Here is a 15,725-nt window from a genome sequence, read left to right on the forward strand (position 1 = left end):
ATATAAAAGGTGAAAAGCCGAAAAAAAATCCCGCTTAGAAAATGCGTCGTGACGGGAGAAATGAAACCAAAGAAAGAACTGATTCGCGTTGTTCGTTCAAAAGAAGGTGAAGTGTCTGTTGACGCAACCGGAAAAATGAACGGGCGCGGCGCTTACCTTTCTCTCGATAAAGAAACCATTCTTGCGGCGAAGAACAAACGTAGTTTACAGCAGCAATTTCAGACACAGATTGACGAACACATTTTTGAAGAATTACTAGAACTAGCTGAAAAGGTGAAAAAACCTAATGACTGAATCTGAATGGTATCCTTTGCTTGGTCTAGCAAATCGAGCTCGTAAAGTCGTGTCAGGAGAAGATCTGGTGATCAAAGAAATTAGACATGCGCGTGCTAAGCTGGTTCTTCTTGCAGCAGATGCCTCATCCAACACAGAGAAAAAGGTATCTGACAAATGCAAATTTTACAATGTTCCGGTTAGAAAAGTTGAAGACCGTTCCGTTCTCGGACGTTCTATTGGGAAGGAAGCTCGCGTAGTTGTCGCTGTCACTGACCAAGGCTTCGCTAAGAAGCTCATAAGCTTGCTCGATTAATTTATTTGGGGGTGAACGAATGGCTAAAGTGAGAGTATATGAATACGCAAAAGCCATAGATGTTTCAAGTAAAGATATTATAGCAGCGCTTAAGGATATGAACGTGGAAGTGAACAACCACATGGCGACGCTTGAAGACGACACTGTGAAAAAGCTAGACGCTATCTATAAAAAAGCCAAAGCAAAAGAGACAGCTAACGAGAAACCCGCAGAACAAAAAAAACAATCATCTAACAAAAACAATGATAGAAAGAAGAATGACGTGCAGAATAATCAATTTAATAAAAACAAAAAAAACAACAACCAAAACAAAAACAAAAATAAACGCGGCGGCAACAACAAGGCGCAGCATCAGCAAGCAAGACCTGTGAAGCCGAAAAAAGAGCTTCCTGAAAAAATTGAATTTACAAATTCAATGACAGTCGGCCAGCTTGCTGACGAGCTTGGCAAAGAAACTGCTGAAATCATCAAAAAACTGATGATGCTTGGTGTCATGGCTACGATCAACCAAGAGCTCGACAAAGATACAGTCGAATTAATTGCTTCTGAATATGGTGTTCCAGTAGAAGAAGTGATCATTTTAGAAGAAACTGAACTTGAAAAGTATGAAGTTGAAGATAAAGAAGAAGATATGCAAGTACGCCCTCCAGTAGTAACGATCATGGGCCACGTTGACCACGGAAAAACAACGCTTCTTGACAGCATCCGTAAAACGAAAGTTGTTGAAGGCGAAGCGGGTGGAATTACGCAGCATATTGGTGCATACCAAATTGAAGAAAACGGCAAGAAAATCACGTTCCTTGATACACCAGGACACGCAGCTTTCACTACGATGCGAGCACGTGGTGCTGAAGTAACAGATACGACGATCTTGGTCGTTGCAGCAGATGACGGTGTCATGCCGCAAACGATTGAAGCGATCAACCACGCAAAAGCGGCAGAGGTGCCAATCATTGTGGCTGTCAATAAAATTGACAAACCAACAGCGAACCCAGACCGTGTGATGCAGGAGTTAACTGAGCATGGTCTTGTACCTGAGGCTTGGGGCGGCGAAACGATTTTCGTTCCACTATCTGCAAAAACAGGTGAAGGCATTGACGAATTGATCGAAATGATCCTTCTTGTCAGCGAAGTAGCAGAACTAAAAGCCAACCCAAATCGTGCGGCAAAAGGAACTGTGATCGAGGCTGAGCTTGATAAAGGAAGAGGTTCTGTTGCAACCCTTCTCGTTCAAACTGGTACACTTCAAGTAGGTGACCCAATCGTTGTCGGAAATACATTTGGCCGTGTACGTGCAATGGTCAATGACATCGGACGCCGCGTGAAAACAGCAGGACCATCTACACCTGTTGAAATCACTGGTTTAAATGATGTACCGCATGCAGGGGATCAGTTCCTCGTATTCAAAGATGAAAAAACAGCTCGTCAAGTTGGTGAGGCGCGTGCATCTAAACAACTTGATGAACAGCGTTCAGACAAAGCGAAATTATCTCTCGATGACCTATTTGAGCAAATCAAACAAGGTGATGTGAAAGATATCAACTTAATCGTAAAAGCAGACGTACAAGGTTCTGCTGAAGCACTGACGGCAGCTCTTCAAAAAATTGAAGTAGAAGGCGTCAAAGTGAAAATCATCCATACGGGTGTTGGAGCGATTACAGAATCTGATATCATTTTAGCAAGTGCTTCTAATGCGATTGTGATTGGATTTAACGTACGTCCTGATGGCAATGCGAAGAGCACAGCTGAAACAGAAAACGTAGATATCCGCTTACACCGCATCATCTACAAAGTCATCGATGAAATTGAAGCTGCGATGAAAGGGATGCTTGACCCTGAATATGAAGAAAAAGTCATCGGTCAAGTTGAAGTTCGTCAAACGTTCAAAGTATCTAAAATCGGTACAATTGCTGGTGGCTATGTCACTGAAGGTACCATTACTAGAGACAGTGGTATCCGCTTAATTCGTGATGGCGTCGTCATCTTTGAAGGTGAAGTCGACGTATTAAAACGATTCAAAGACGATGTGAAAGAAGTTTCACAAGGCTATGAATGTGGTATTACCATTAAGAAATACAATGATATCCGTGAAGGTGATGTCATGGAATCATTCGTTATGCAAGAAATCGAAAGAAAATGATCGGTTATACCGAGTGTGAGTGTATGATCTATGATGCATCCTCACTGAAGGAAAAACGTGCGGTTCTGCAGCGTATCATGACAAGAACGCGCCATAAATTCAATGTGACCATTGCTGAAATGGACTATCAGGATACATGGCAGCGTACTTCGATCGGAATCGCCGTCATTTCCTCCTCCCGGGTTCAAGTGGAAAAGGAACTTCAGCGTGTGTTAAGCTTTATTGATTCTTTTCCGGAAATTGAACGAACGATCACGAAAACTGAGTGGTTTTAACTAGAGGTGATAAGATCATGAGTATGAGAGCAACCCGTGTGGGTGAGCAAATGAAAAAAGAATTAGGCGACATCCTTGGCAGAAAGCTAAAAGATCCAAGAATCGGCTTTTTGACTGTAACGGATGTTGAAGTATCCGGTGATTTGCAAATTGCCAAAGTCTACATTTCTGTTCTTGGCGACGAGAAGAAAAGAGAGGAAACCTTAAAAGGCCTTGCAAAGGCGAAAGGGTATATCCGCTCTGAAATTGGCAATCGAATCAGACTTCGCAAAACACCAGAGCTTCACTTTGAATTCGATGAGTCTGTAGATTACGGTAACCGAATTGAAAGCCTGATTGCTGAACTAAACACAAAAGATCACGAATAAGACGTTGAAATAAGGATAGGCGATGATCGTCTGTCCTTTTTCATCGTTTATGAAAGGAGAGAACGCAGGTGCAAAACGGTGTTCTTTTATTACATAAAGAAAGAGGCATGACCTCTCACGACTGTGTGTTTAAAGTGAGAAAGATTTTACACACAAAAAAAGTGGGACATACAGGGACACTCGATCCAGAGGTTTCAGGTGTTCTGCCTATTTGTATTGGACGAGCGACAAAAATTGTGGAGTACTTAACAGATAAATCGAAAACGTATGATGCGGAAATCACCATTGGATTTTCTACAACGACAGAAGACCAAACAGGTGAAGTAGTAGATGAAAAAAAGGTGCCGGTACCGATGTCAGAAGATGACATTGATGCTGTGTTGAAACAATTTGAAGGAACCATTGAACAGATCCCCCCCATGTTTTCTGCTGTCAAAATTGGCGGAAAAAAGCTCTATGAATATGCGAGGCAAGGCATTGAAATTGAACGTCCAAGCCGTGAAATTACCATTCATCGCATCGAGCGGACAACACCTGTCACATTTGAAAATGGAAAGGTATCCTTTAGATTCACCGTCCTGTGTTCAAAAGGCACATATGTGAGAACGTTAGCCGTCGATATCGGAAAAAAACTTGGGTTTCCAGCCCACATGTCTCACCTCATTCGCATAGGATCTGGTGACTTTACGTTAGATGAATGTATCACTCTTGATGAGTTGCGGGAGATCAGCGAGGAAGGAACGGTTGAGGAACATCTTGTGCCGATCGAGCGTGCGCTCAATCATTTGCCGAAATGGGAGATAAATGATACATTAGCAAGTAAAGTGGAAAACGGTGCAGTCCTACCTATGCCTGATGAATTTGCTCATTTTGCAGAGGAAGATCGTGTCGCTGTCTTTGCTCCTTCAGGCCGTTGTATGGCGATTTATATGAAGCACCCGACCAAACAGAACCTGATGAAGCCGGCGAAGATTTTATCACAGGACAAGCAATCTTAAAGAAAAGGTGACCATCTCGTGAAGACTATACATATTTCACACCCACATACATTGAATCAAAAGGATCAAGTCCCGTCTGTGATGGCTTTAGGGTATTTTGACGGTGTTCACCTCGGACACCAAAAAGTGATTGATGCAGCGAAAAACATTGCGGAAAAAGAGGGTTTAGCTCTAGCTGTCATGACTTTTCATCCGCATCCATCACATGTTCTGCAAAAAGCACGTGAACCAAAAGACTTAATCACACCGCTTGAGGATAAGATTGATTTTATCGAACAATTAGGTGCTGACTACTTATACATTGTGCAATTCAGCGAAAGCTTTGCAGCACTGTCTCCTCAAGAGTTTGTCGATCAATATTTGGACGAACTGAATGTGAAGCATGCAGTCGCTGGTTTCGATTTTACCTTCGGCCGGTTTGGTGCAGGCACAATGGAAACGTTTGACGAATACGGGAAAGGGCGGATTGCTGCGACCATTGTACCTAAGCTTTCCAACCAAGACCGGAAAGTCAGCTCGACCCTTATACGTTCCGCATTGAAAAATGGAGACGTTGAATATGTGAGTGAGCTTTTAGGGAAACCGTATCAGCTGCGAGGCATTGTGATTCATGGAGATAAAAGAGGACGCACGATTGGCTTCCCAACCGCCAATGTTGGTTTATCTGCTGAATACATCATCCCGCCAACAGGCGTATATGCAGTGAGAGCGGAAGTGAAAGGCAAGGTGTATGACGGTGTTTGTAACGTTGGCTACAAACCAACATTTTACGAAAAACGTCCTGATCAGCCTGCGATTGAAGTGAACCTTTTTGATTTTAACGAAGAAATTTATGGTGAACCGATTAAATTACAGTGGTACAAACGGATTCGCAGTGAACAAAAATTTAACGGTATCCAAGAATTAACGGCTCAAATTAGTCAAGATAAAGAAGAAGCGATTCAGTTTTTTCAAGATCATCTTCATTAAACAAAAAAATCGCAGAAAAACCGCTCTATCATTTGCAAAATCGGCATATTTTTAGTATGATAATTCCTGTAGCTTTAAAACCACTTACTTGGCAGGCCGACTTCACCGACGGTTGCGAGGTAGATGGGGCTAACATGATTTGGAGGTGAAACAGGATGGCTATTACTCAAGAGCGTAAAACTCAATTAATTAATGAGTTCAAAACACACGAATCTGATACTGGATCTCCAGAAGTTCAGATCGCTGTCCTAACAGAATCAATTAACAACTTGAACGAGCATTTACGTACTCATAAGAAAGATCACCACTCACGTCGCGGTCTTTTGAAAATGGTAGGTAGACGTCGTAATCTTCTTACGTATCTACGTAATAAAGACGTAACTCGTTACCGTGAGTTAATTAACAAACTAGGCTTACGTCGATAATCGTAAAAAGCGGGAGGATTCCCGCTTTTTTATCGTATAATCACTAATATTTTATGGTTAAAATGTTGAAAGAATGGCAAAAACCCTTCTACATACAGCTTTCACATTGATATGTGAAAATCATTTTGTTCATAATAAGAAATAACCTAAAAACTTTACGACAAGAGAGGAGTTTATCTCAGAATGGGACAAGAGAAACAAGTCTTCACCATAGACTGGGCTGGACGTCAACTGACAGTTGAAACTGGCCAGCTTGCAAAGCAAGCAAACGGAGCGGTTCTCGTACGCTACGGAGATACGGCTGTGCTTAGCTCAGCAACAGCTTCTAAAGAACCAAAACCACTTGATTTTTTCCCGCTCACTGTAAACTACGAAGAAAGATTATATGCAGTTGGTAAAATTCCTGGTGGTTTCATTAAAAGAGAAGGCCGCCCAAGTGAAAAAGCAATCCTTGCGAGCCGCTTAATTGACAGACCGATCCGTCCACTATTTGCAGACGGATTTAGAAATGAAGTACAAGTCATTAGTATTGTCATGAGTGTGGATCAAGATTGTTCATCTGAAATGGCTGCAATGTTTGGCTCATCTTTAGCTTTATGTGTGTCTGACATTCCATTTGAGGGACCAATCGCTGGCGTGACAGTAGGACGAGTAGATGGAAAACTCATCATCAACCCAAATGTTGAGCAGCTTGAACAAAGCGATATCAACCTTGTTGTAGCTGGAACAAAAGATGCAATCAACATGGTAGAGGCTGGTGCTGATGAAGTACCAGAAGAAACAATGCTTGAAGCCATCATGTACGGCCATCAAGAGATCAAACGCTTAATCGAATTCCAAGAAGAAATTGTGAAAGCTGTCGGTAAAGAAAAAATCGATATTCCTTTATATGAAGTCGATCAAGCATTAGCAGAGGAAGTAAAACAACTTGCTGAAGCGGATTTACTGAAAGCGATTCAAGTACATGAGAAGCATGCTCGTGAAGATGCCATCAGTGCTGTGAAAAAAGCTGTTGTTCAAAAATTTGAAGAAGAAGAGCGTGACGAAGCAACGATTAAACAAGCGAAGGATGTCTTAAATAAGCTTGTGAAAAACGAAGTTCGCCGCCTTATTACTGAAGAGAAAGTACGTCCAGATGGACGCGGCGTCGATCAAATCCGTCCACTTTCTTCAGAAGTAGGACTTCTTCCAAGAACGCACGGTTCAGGATTGTTTACAAGAGGCCAAACACAGGCACTCAGTATTTGTACATTAGGTGCACTTGGTGATGTACAGATTCTTGATGGTCTTGGTGTTGAAGAGTCTAAGCGATTCATGCACCATTATAACTTCCCGCAATTCAGTGTTGGTGAGACCGGCCCAATGCGTGGTCCAGGCCGTCGTGAGATTGGACATGGTGCGCTAGGCGAACGTGCATTAGAGCCAGTCATTCCATCTGAAAAAGATTTCCCTTATACGGTTCGTCTTGTGTCTGAGGTGTTAGAATCAAACGGTTCTACTTCACAAGCAAGTATTTGTGCGAGCACACTTGCGATGATGGATGCAGGTGTTCCAATTAAAGCACCAGTTGCAGGGATTGCAATGGGACTTGTGAAATCTGGTGAATACTACACAGTGCTGACAGACATTCAAGGAATGGAAGATGCACTTGGAGATATGGACTTTAAAGTAGCAGGTACATCTAAAGGTGTAACAGCGCTTCAAATGGACATCAAAATCGATGGTCTATCAAAAGACATTTTAGAAGAAGCACTTCAACAAGCGAAAAAAGGAAGAATGGAAATTTTAGATAGCATGCTGTCAACGATTCCAGCTTCTAGAGGAGAATTGTCACGTTATGCACCAAAAATCTTAACGATGACAATCAATCCAGATAAAATTCGCGATGTCATTGGACCAAGCGGTAAACAAATCAATAAAATCATTGAAGATACCGGTGTGAAAATTGATATTGAACAAGACGGTACAATCTTTATCTCTTCTACTGAAGAAGACATGAACCAAAAAGCGAAGAAAATCATTGAAGATCTTGTCAGAGAAGTTGAAGTTGGCCAACTTTACCTAGGTAAAGTAAAACGAATTGAAAAATTCGGTGCCTTCCTTGAAATCTTCAGCGGCAAAGATGGACTTGTTCATATTTCTGAGCTTGCACTTGAACGTGTTGGCAAAGTAGAAGATGTCGTGAAGATTGGTGACGAGCTACTCGTCAAAGTCACTGAGATCGATAAACAAGGCCGTGTAAACCTTTCTCGTAAAGCTGTTTTACGTGAAGAAAAGGAAAAAGAAGAAAAGCAGTCTTAATGAGAACAAATAAAATGTGTTAGAAGCCAGGTATCCGTGCCAGGCTTCTTTCTTTTCTTGCGCGCAACAATAGTTCTAGCTTGTTTCTCCCCATCATAATTTGTGGTAAAGGGGAGGGACAACCATTGAAAAAAACGATACCATTCTTTGTGTTTGTATTTTTACTGCTCGTGTCATATCAAACGATGAAGCAGCCGGCTGCTGTTACATATATGAATTCAATGAAAGAGCACGCCGAGGTAGCATCTGTTTCAAAAGATATTCTGTATCAAGAGATCGAATCGAAGTCTTCTGACTATGAAGAGAAGCCGCAAAATGCTAAGATTGATAAAGTGTGGAAAAAGATACCTGGTTTAAATGGACAGACAGTCGATATCGATGCTTCTTACGAAAAAATGAAAAAACAGGGCTCTTTCGATGAAAAGCTGCTTGTTTTTAAAGAAACAAAACCATCTGTCCATTTACATGAACTTGGTGCTGAACCTATCTATAAGGGACATCCGGACAAAAAGATGAATGCATTCCTGATCAATGTAGCTTGGGGCGACGAGCATTTAACAAAGATGTTGAATACACTAGAAAAGCATCAAGTGAAGGCAACCTTTTTCTTAGAAGGCAAATGGGTGAAAAACAGTCCAGACCTTGCTAAAAAAATCGTGGCAGATGGTCATGAAATTGGAAATCATTCATACAATCACCCGGATATGCGCACACTGACAAGAGAACGAGCATTAGAGCAGATGATTAAAACAAATCGCCAAATTGAAGAATCCCTTGGGAAAAAACCGATATGGTTTGCGCCTCCAAGCGGCAGCTTTAAAGAAGAAACAGTAAAGCTTGCGAAACAAGAAGGAATGGAAACCATTATGTGGACAGTAGACACGATCGACTGGCAAAAACCATCACCAGCTGTATTACAAAAACGAGTGCTTGGGAAAATTCACAATGGGGCGATGATATTAATGCATCCAACAGACGCAACAGCGAGAAGTCTTGACGCACTTATCACTCAAATCAAAGAAAGAGGATATGAATTAGGAACGGTTTCTGACCTCCTAAGTGAAAAAAGACATCCGTGATGCGATCTGTTTGTTGAATAGGAGGAGCAAAACTTGGTCAAAACGTATACATGCCAAAACGGAGTAAGAATTGTACTTGAAAACAATCCCACTGTAAGGTCTGTCGCAATTGGCGTCTGGATTGGAACAGGTTCTAGACATGAGACACCAGAAGTAAATGGGATCTCACACTTTTTAGAGCATATGTTCTTTAAAGGAACAAAGACGAGATCTGCACGTGATATCGCAGAATCCTTTGACCGCATTGGTGGTCAAGTGAATGCCTTTACGTCAAAAGAATATACTTGCTATTATGCAAAGGTACTTGATTCACATGCTGGCTATGCCCTCGATGTATTGAGTGACATGTTTTTCAACTCTGCTTTTGACGAAGAAGAGCTGAAGAAAGAAAAAAATGTGGTCTATGAAGAAATTAAAATGTATGAAGATACTCCTGATGACATCGTTCATGATTTGTTAAGTAAAGCCATTTATGGTGATCATTCATTAGGTTATCCGATTTTAGGGACAGAGGAAACACTCTCTACTTTTAACGGTGATTCCCTTAGAAAATATATGGACGAATTCTATACGCCGGATCGCGTCGTCATCTCTGTAGCAGGGAACGTCGATGACACCTTCATTCGTGAGGTCGAAACATTATTTGGCTCGTATGAAGGAAAGGGGAAAAAGCAGCCTGTCGAAGCCCCGCAATTCCACTATGACAAACTGACACGCAAAAAGGAAACAGAACAGGCGCATCTTTGCATGGGCTTTAACGGACTTCCTGCTGGAGATCAGGGCATCTATGACTTAATCGTCTTAAATAATGTTCTAGGCGGTAGCATGAGCAGCCGGTTGTTCCAAGACGTAAGAGAAGATAAAGGACTTGCGTATTCTGTATTCAGCTATCATAGTTCATTTGCAGATAACGGAATGCTGACGATCTATGGTGGAACTGGAGCGAAACAGCTGAATCTGCTATCTGAAACCATCTTACAAACATTAGACGTCTTAAAACGTGAGGGAATTACGCAGAAAGAACTTGAAAACTCTAAGGAGCAAATGAAAGGCAACCTCATGCTTAGTCTTGAAAGCACAAACAGCAAGATGAGTCGAAATGGTAAAAATGAATTACTCCTTGGCAAACATCGTACGCTTGATGAAATTATTGATGAAATCAATCGCGTCTCATTAGACGGCGTGAACAATTTATCGAAAAGAATCTTTACAGAAGATTATGCTCTCTCGCTTATTAGTCCAACGGGTGATGTACCTTCTGCTTAATCAAAAAAAGGCATGTCTTTTAAAAGAGATGCCTTTTTTTCATGTCTAAAGATTAATCAGCTAACTTGTTTTGCAGCTGATGAACAATTTTATTGATTGTCGAAAAGTGCTCGGTCAATAGTTCCTCATCTGCAAATTGAATATCAAAAACCTCTTCTAATTCCAAAATGAGTGAAACTGCTTTAATTGAATCGAGACCGTGATTTGTTAACTCTTCATCTGCACCAATAGAAATCTTGCTATCATCGTCCAAAGAACGCAGGACCAAATCCTTTACTTGACTTGATAGTGAAAGGGCATCCGTCGTTTCATTCATCTGCAACGCTCCTCTTTACAAATTTTCTATTCTTTACATAAATTAACTATATTAGAATGGAAAAACATTGTAAAGCAGTTTCGATATAAATAGGAATTGTTGATCATTCTCTTCAAATGAAAAATTTGGTAGAGTGAGAAGAAAAGAGACTGGGAAGGATGGATCAATTTATGAATAAAACAGACCTTGTGCAGCACATTCCCTTATTAAAAAAAGCGATCTCCATAGACCAGATTGATAAAGGCTATTCTCGAGATGAAAAATGGGTCGTGACGATGTCATCAGGTGAAAAGTATGTCCTTCGATTCACAGATCAAGACCAATATGACAAAATAAAGACGCAATTTGAGCTCCTTTCCCAATTAAGACGTCACGGTGTTCAGTGTGCTGATCCAGTGAAAATGGGTGTTCTAGATGAAACACAGCAAGTGTACTATATTTTATCGTTTGTAGAAGGTCAAGAAGCAAAAGAAATCATGAGTCAGTTAACAGAAGAACAGCAGTATGCGATCGGGGTAAGTGCAGGACGGGATTTACGAAACATGCATACATATCCAGCGCCATCACATATCGAACCTTGGGAAGAGCGTGTTGTGAAAAAGCATCATCGATATTTAACTGCTTATCGGGAAAGCGGTATCTCCATAGAAGGGGATGAAAAAGTTGCGCAGTTTATCGCACAGCACATAGATAAGGTGAAGGGAAGGCCTAACCAATTTCAGCACGATGACTTTCATTTAGGGAATATTATTATAAAGAATGATAAATATGCAGGCGTTATTGATTTTAATAATTTTGATTGGGGAGACCCCATTCATGATTTTTATAAAGTAGCTCTTTTCAGTAGAGAAACAAGTGAAGCTTTTGCGGCTGGTCAAATAAATGGGTATTTTGATGGTGAAATACCAGCTGATTTTTGGCAGCTTTACTCTGTATATGTCGCAATGAGCATCTTTTCATCGATTATGTGGGTCATTAAATTTGATCCAGGTCAAATGGATGAGATGATTGAAAGACTAGAAAATGTATTAAAAGATCATGATTATTTTCGTCAAATAGAACCTCATTGGTATACGCGTATCACTAGATAACAGTGAAATATAGGACGATTAGGCAGTGATGGAAGTCACTGCCTTTTTTGTTATAATGATACAAATTACACATTGTCATGAGTAGAAACATTTTATATAATCCAAACAAGGATCGAAAAAGTTGTAAAAAAATTCCGTTTTTTGTTGAAAAAGAGCAAAAGGCTGGTGATGGATTGAAACAAATCGACAAAGATTCAAAGCAGTTATGGCGTGTATATTTATGGACACTCTCATTTTTAAAGCCTTATATAGGTAAAGTGATTCTAGTCATTATGAGTGGATTCGTTATTACCTTGAGCGAACTCATTATACCTAAATTTATTCAATATTTTATTGAAACGATTTTGCCAGCAAAAGACTTTTCTAAAATGAATGGATTATTGTTAGGCCTGACTGGCTTGATAGCACTTGGTATTATACTGACAGCTGCACGAAATTTATGGCAAAGAAAATTAATCGAACAAGCCTCAAGAGATTCACAATTTGCTGCCTTCCAGCAAATCCGTCAACTCGGTTTCTCATACTACGAACAACATTCTGTTAGTGAAACACTCTCCTTTGTTAACACACAAACACGAGCTGTACAAGAAATTTACAGACGCTACTTCCCACAATTTATCAATCAGACACTATTTATCGCCATCTCACTATACTTTATGATACAAATTTCTATCTTACTCACTCTCATCATCATTCCAAGTTTTATTCTCTACTATATCTTTGGACCTTGGCTTGAAAAAAAGGCAACGATCTACGGAAGACAAAGTGCAGAAGGTTTTCGCACGTTGCAAACAAAATTATACGAAAGTCTTGCTTCAATGGAAGAGCTTAGAATTTTAGGTTATATGAATTGGGACATGGAGCGGATTCAAAAGCTGCATGAACAGGTCCGCCAAGATCATGAAAAAAATGTTTTTTTCGCTTACTTACGGGGAAGCAACCGCAGGCTCACTTATTATATTGGTGCTCTAGCTACATTTGCTCTCGGCATCTACCTTGTAAATAATGGCCAGCTGACGACAGGCGGTTTTGTGGCATATATACTATATTATTTTTCAGCAATGCATATGCTTACTTCTATTGTCACACTTCTAACAGAACAACGAATCTTAACCTTTCAAATTGAACCTTTATATCATTTTATGAAAAAAACACCCGATATTAGAGAGCCTCATCAGCCTATGCTGCTTGATCAAGTCGAAGGCGATATCGTGTTTCATGACGTTGATTTTCATTATCCCAATCATCCTCCTTTATTAAAGGGGATGAATCTACATATTCGGCGTGGTGAAAAAGTGGCGCTTGTCGGTACGAGCGGTGGAGGGAAAACATCGCTTCTTAAATTAATTGGACGCTTTTATGACCCCTCATCTGGGATGATTACACTTGATGGAGTTGATTTGCGCTGTTTATCTACTAGTCAAATAAGAGGTGCGATGGGGTTTGTTTTTCAAGAAACGTTTTTATTTAATATGAGTGTAAAGGACAATATTCGTTTTGGAGATACAAGTCTTTCAGATCAACAGATCATTGAAGCCGCTAAAAAAGCAGATTGCGACTCATTTATAAGAGAACTAGAAAACGGATACGACACCATACTTGGGGAAAGAGGATTAAAACTATCTGGTGGTCAAAAGCAAAAGATCGCCATTGCCCGGCTATTTGCTAAGAATCCAAGTGTTGTATTACTCGATGAAGCAACAGCATCTCTTGATAGTGTCAGCGAGCAAAAAGTCCAGCAGGCATTACATCAAACATTTAAGGAATCGACTGTCATTGCAGTCGCTCATCGTTTATCTACTGTAAGACATTTTGACAGAATTATTTTGATAGAAGACGGTCGTATGTTAGAAACTGGACATTTTAATGAATTGATGAGAAAAAAGGGACATTTTTATCAATTGGCGTCTGACCGCTCAGAAAAGGAGGCAGGTGTAACATGAGGAAAAATTGGCTGTTTCTTTTGATCACAAAGCAAAAATGGATGCTCATCCTCGCTCTTTTACTCGTTTTGATTGAAGCAGCAGCTAATTTAGCCATGATTGGGCTGCAAAAGTGGCTCATTGACGATGTCCTTTTGAATAGCGGAAATCAACATTTCCCCCATATCTTGATGCTGTTTGCCATCATTTTTCTTGTCTATGTTGTCATGTTTGTCGCCAGCCCATATGTGATGCACAAAAACTACCTTACCATCCACCATTCATTACAGAGAAAGATGTTAGATCAGCTTCAGCAAGTATCGATGAGATCATATAAAATTCATCCAGTCAGTTATTATCTACACAAGCTTAACCAAGATGTAAAGACAGTCGCTGTCACAGCTGCTTTACATATACCGAAGATTGTACAAACCATTTTTATGGCCGTTGTTTTATCGATCATTTTACTATCTGTGAGTCCTGTATTATTTTTCTTGCTTCTTTTTGCAAGTACATGTTATTTCATTGTCGGTAAAAAAATGGCGAAAACGGCAACAAACATCGCAAAAGAAGTGCAAGAGAGAAAGTCAGATCTATTCGTGCATGTCGAAGAAGGAATTTCTTCTACAAGAGAAGTGGTTGCATTTGATCGACGTAAATGGGAAATCGGTTTGTATGAAAAGCTATTTAACAACATGATGGATCGTGTCATAAAAGAAGGTAAGTTTCAAAATAAGCTTCTATTTTTAACAGAACCATTGAAATGGTTTGGAATACTATCTGTGCTTGTGTTTGGCACATATCAAGTAGCAGCAGGAAACATGTCAATCGGCTTGTTTGTCGTCATTTACCAATATGCTTCTCAATTAATGAAAAGTTATCAGGAGTTATTCCAGTATGTATTTGAATTTTTCCAGCAGCGTGCATCTGTTCATCGAATTGCAGAAGTACTGCAAATAGAAAACGAAGAAAAAGGAACGAAGCGAATACATTCTGTGGAAGATGTGGTGTTTGAAGATGTTTGTTTTTCTTATGAACAAACATCTAAAGGGGCTTTAAACGACTTGAATCTTCATATTCAAAAAGGAAAAAAAGTGGCCATTGTTGGAGCGAGCGGCAGCGGGAAATCGACTATCTCAAAGCTGGCACTGGGACTTTATCAACCGGATAGCGGAAACATTTTAGTAAATGGCGTTGAACGATCAGAGATAGAGCCATCTCATTTCTTAAAACGGGTAGCCGTTGTCCCGCAAGAACCCTATTTCTTCCCAGACACCATACGCCTCAATCTCATCATGGGGTTAACTGATATTACTGAAGAACAACTTGAACAGGTTTGTGAGATTGCACAAATTCTTCCCTTCATTAAAGGACTTGAAAAAGGATTTGATACAGTCATTGGAGAGAGGGGAATCTCCTTGTCAGGGGGACAGCGCCAGCGTTTAGCTATCGCTAGAGCGCTTTTAAAACAGGCTGATTTTCTGATATTAGATGAGGCGACATCGGCCCTTGACCGGCAGACAGAAAGGCAGGTTCAAAAAGGGATAGACGATGCAAAAGGAGGAAGCACATTGCTTGTGATTGCACACAGATTATCGACCATACAAAATGCAGATATGATCTATGTACTTGAAGACGGTGCCGTTCAAAGCTGCGGTACTCATGAGGAGCTGATGGAAGCCTCCTCGCATTACCGCTCTTTATTTATGGCGCAGGTCATCACAGCGTCTTAGTCAGTTTGGTTTTGACCAAAGTAAAGAGTCGATCTAAGGTGCGGAAGTGGTCAGGGTGTAATTCTTCGTCTTCAAACGCAATGTGAAAGGTGTCCTCTAATGAAATAACAAAAGAGACAATTTGGACAGAATTTAATCCTAAAGCTTTTAAACTATCATCAAGACCTGGCTGCTCAGTGAGCGACAACTTATTCATCACAAGTTGGACAATTTTTTCTTCAACTTCTGTTCGTGTCAGTTCATTCATGTCGTG

The 15,725-nt window shown here is 40.4% G+C and carries 16 protein-coding genes; 14 read left to right on the forward strand and 2 right to left on the reverse strand.

Translation table 11 applies throughout. The features are described 5' to 3' along the window. Window positions 1-9: 9 nt before the first annotated feature. From MKY11_RS08035 to MKY11_RS08085, 11 genes are all read left to right on the forward strand, one after another. Window positions 10-294, forward strand: coding sequence for a YlxR family protein (locus tag MKY11_RS08035; protein WP_008344742.1), 285 nt, complete (start codon window positions 10-12; stop codon window positions 292-294). Beyond that, window positions 287-589 (forward strand): YlxQ family RNA-binding protein, encoded by a 303-nt coding sequence (locus MKY11_RS08040; RefSeq protein WP_007499528.1) that lies wholly within the window; start codon window positions 287-289, stop codon window positions 587-589. Before MKY11_RS08035 ends, MKY11_RS08040 begins: the two co-directional genes overlap by 8 nt. Window positions 590-608: 19 nt before the next feature. Next, complete coding sequence (gene infB / locus MKY11_RS08045; protein WP_007499526.1) at window positions 609-2,729, forward strand: translation initiation factor IF-2; 2,121 nt, start codon at window positions 609-611, stop codon at window positions 2,727-2,729. Continuing rightward, window positions 2,726-3,004 (forward strand): DUF503 domain-containing protein, encoded by a 279-nt coding sequence (locus MKY11_RS08050; RefSeq protein ID WP_017359071.1) that lies wholly within the window; start codon window positions 2,726-2,728, stop codon window positions 3,002-3,004. The genes infB and MKY11_RS08050 overlap by 4 nt, the downstream gene beginning before the upstream one ends. A 17-nt stretch (window positions 3,005-3,021) precedes the next feature. Next, window positions 3,022-3,372, forward strand: coding sequence for a 30S ribosome-binding factor RbfA (gene rbfA / locus MKY11_RS08055; RefSeq protein WP_007499525.1), 351 nt, complete (start codon window positions 3,022-3,024; stop codon window positions 3,370-3,372). 68 nt (window positions 3,373-3,440) lie between these two features. Next, window positions 3,441-4,370, forward strand: a complete 930-nt coding sequence (gene truB, locus MKY11_RS08060; protein ID WP_342495432.1) for a tRNA pseudouridine(55) synthase TruB — start codon at window positions 3,441-3,443, stop codon at window positions 4,368-4,370. 18 nt (window positions 4,371-4,388) lie between these two features. Continuing rightward, window positions 4,389-5,339 (forward strand): bifunctional riboflavin kinase/FAD synthetase, encoded by a 951-nt coding sequence (gene ribF / locus MKY11_RS08065; protein ID WP_017359069.1) that lies wholly within the window; start codon window positions 4,389-4,391, stop codon window positions 5,337-5,339. Between the two features lie 155 nt (window positions 5,340-5,494). Then, window positions 5,495-5,764, forward strand: a complete 270-nt coding sequence (gene rpsO, locus MKY11_RS08070) for a 30S ribosomal protein S15 (RefSeq protein WP_008354438.1) — start codon at window positions 5,495-5,497, stop codon at window positions 5,762-5,764. A gap of 183 nt (window positions 5,765-5,947) precedes the next feature. Further along, the gene (gene pnp / locus MKY11_RS08075) at window positions 5,948-8,065 is read left to right on the forward strand and encodes a polyribonucleotide nucleotidyltransferase (RefSeq protein WP_007499522.1); all 2,118 of its coding nucleotides are present in this window, start codon (window positions 5,948-5,950) and stop codon (window positions 8,063-8,065) included. Window positions 8,066-8,250: 185 nt separating this feature from the next. Continuing rightward, complete coding sequence (locus MKY11_RS08080) at window positions 8,251-9,144, forward strand: polysaccharide deacetylase family protein (RefSeq protein ID WP_253718759.1); 894 nt, start codon at window positions 8,251-8,253, stop codon at window positions 9,142-9,144. 33 nt (window positions 9,145-9,177) lie between these two features. Then, the gene (locus tag MKY11_RS08085) at window positions 9,178-10,410 is read left to right on the forward strand and encodes a pitrilysin family protein (RefSeq protein ID WP_041090488.1); all 1,233 of its coding nucleotides are present in this window, start codon (window positions 9,178-9,180) and stop codon (window positions 10,408-10,410) included. Window positions 10,411-10,462: 52 nt separating this feature from the next. Here MKY11_RS08085 and MKY11_RS08090 read toward each other — a convergent pair whose 3' ends face one another. Further along, window positions 10,463-10,726 carry an acyl carrier protein gene (locus MKY11_RS08090; RefSeq protein WP_052463354.1) on the reverse strand — a complete coding sequence of 88 codons (264 nt, stop codon included), beginning with the start codon at window positions 10,724-10,726 and terminating at the stop codon, window positions 10,463-10,465. Between the two features lie 170 nt (window positions 10,727-10,896). Here MKY11_RS08090 and MKY11_RS08095 point away from each other — a divergent pair, with 170 nt between their 5' ends. From MKY11_RS08095 to MKY11_RS08105, 3 genes are all read left to right on the forward strand, one after another. Further along, window positions 10,897-11,817, forward strand: a complete 921-nt coding sequence (locus tag MKY11_RS08095; RefSeq protein ID WP_249116254.1) for an aminoglycoside phosphotransferase family protein — start codon at window positions 10,897-10,899, stop codon at window positions 11,815-11,817. Window positions 11,818-11,990: 173 nt separating this feature from the next. Continuing rightward, window positions 11,991-13,760: an ABC transporter ATP-binding protein gene (locus tag MKY11_RS08100; RefSeq protein WP_342501994.1), complete on the forward strand. Its 1,770-nt coding sequence runs from the start codon at window positions 11,991-11,993 to the stop codon at window positions 13,758-13,760. Beyond that, window positions 13,757-15,472, forward strand: coding sequence for an ABC transporter ATP-binding protein (locus tag MKY11_RS08105; RefSeq protein WP_058337337.1), 1,716 nt, complete (start codon window positions 13,757-13,759; stop codon window positions 15,470-15,472). The genes MKY11_RS08100 and MKY11_RS08105 overlap by 4 nt, the downstream gene beginning before the upstream one ends. Here the strand turns inward: MKY11_RS08105 and MKY11_RS08110 are convergent. Continuing rightward, window positions 15,459-15,719: a phosphopantetheine-binding protein gene (locus MKY11_RS08110; RefSeq protein ID WP_041507289.1), complete on the reverse strand. Its 261-nt coding sequence runs from the start codon at window positions 15,717-15,719 to the stop codon at window positions 15,459-15,461. The genes MKY11_RS08105 and MKY11_RS08110 overlap by 14 nt on opposite strands. Between the last annotated feature and the right edge of the window lie 6 nt (window positions 15,720-15,725).

This window comes from Bacillus sp. FSL W7-1085 (genome assembly GCF_038595035.1).
Taxonomy (GTDB): Bacteria; Bacillota; Bacilli; order Bacillales; family Bacillaceae; genus Bacillus; species Bacillus altitudinis.

Coding starts and splice junctions, on each gene's coding strand:
- infB (WP_007499526.1), top strand. CDS start 609: ATGGCTAAAGTGAGAGTATATGAATACGCAAAAGCCATAGATGTTTCA.
- MKY11_RS08110 (WP_041507289.1), bottom strand. CDS start 15,719: ATGAATGAACTGACACGAACAGAAGTTGAAGAAAAAATTGTCCAACTT.
- MKY11_RS08080 (WP_253718759.1), top strand. CDS start 8,251: ATGAAGCAGCCGGCTGCTGTTACATATATGAATTCAATGAAAGAGCAC.
- MKY11_RS08095 (WP_249116254.1), top strand. CDS start 10,897: ATGAATAAAACAGACCTTGTGCAGCACATTCCCTTATTAAAAAAAGCG.
- MKY11_RS08105 (WP_058337337.1), top strand. CDS start 13,757: ATGAGGAAAAATTGGCTGTTTCTTTTGATCACAAAGCAAAAATGGATG.
- pnp (WP_007499522.1), top strand. CDS start 5,948: ATGGGACAAGAGAAACAAGTCTTCACCATAGACTGGGCTGGACGTCAA.
- MKY11_RS08040 (WP_007499528.1), top strand. CDS start 287: ATGACTGAATCTGAATGGTATCCTTTGCTTGGTCTAGCAAATCGAGCT.
- rpsO (WP_008354438.1), top strand. CDS start 5,495: ATGGCTATTACTCAAGAGCGTAAAACTCAATTAATTAATGAGTTCAAA.
- MKY11_RS08050 (WP_017359071.1), top strand. CDS start 2,726: ATGATCGGTTATACCGAGTGTGAGTGTATGATCTATGATGCATCCTCA.
- rbfA (WP_007499525.1), top strand. CDS start 3,022: ATGAGTATGAGAGCAACCCGTGTGGGTGAGCAAATGAAAAAAGAATTA.
- MKY11_RS08090 (WP_052463354.1), bottom strand. CDS start 10,726: ATGAATGAAACGACGGATGCCCTTTCACTATCAAGTCAAGTAAAGGAT.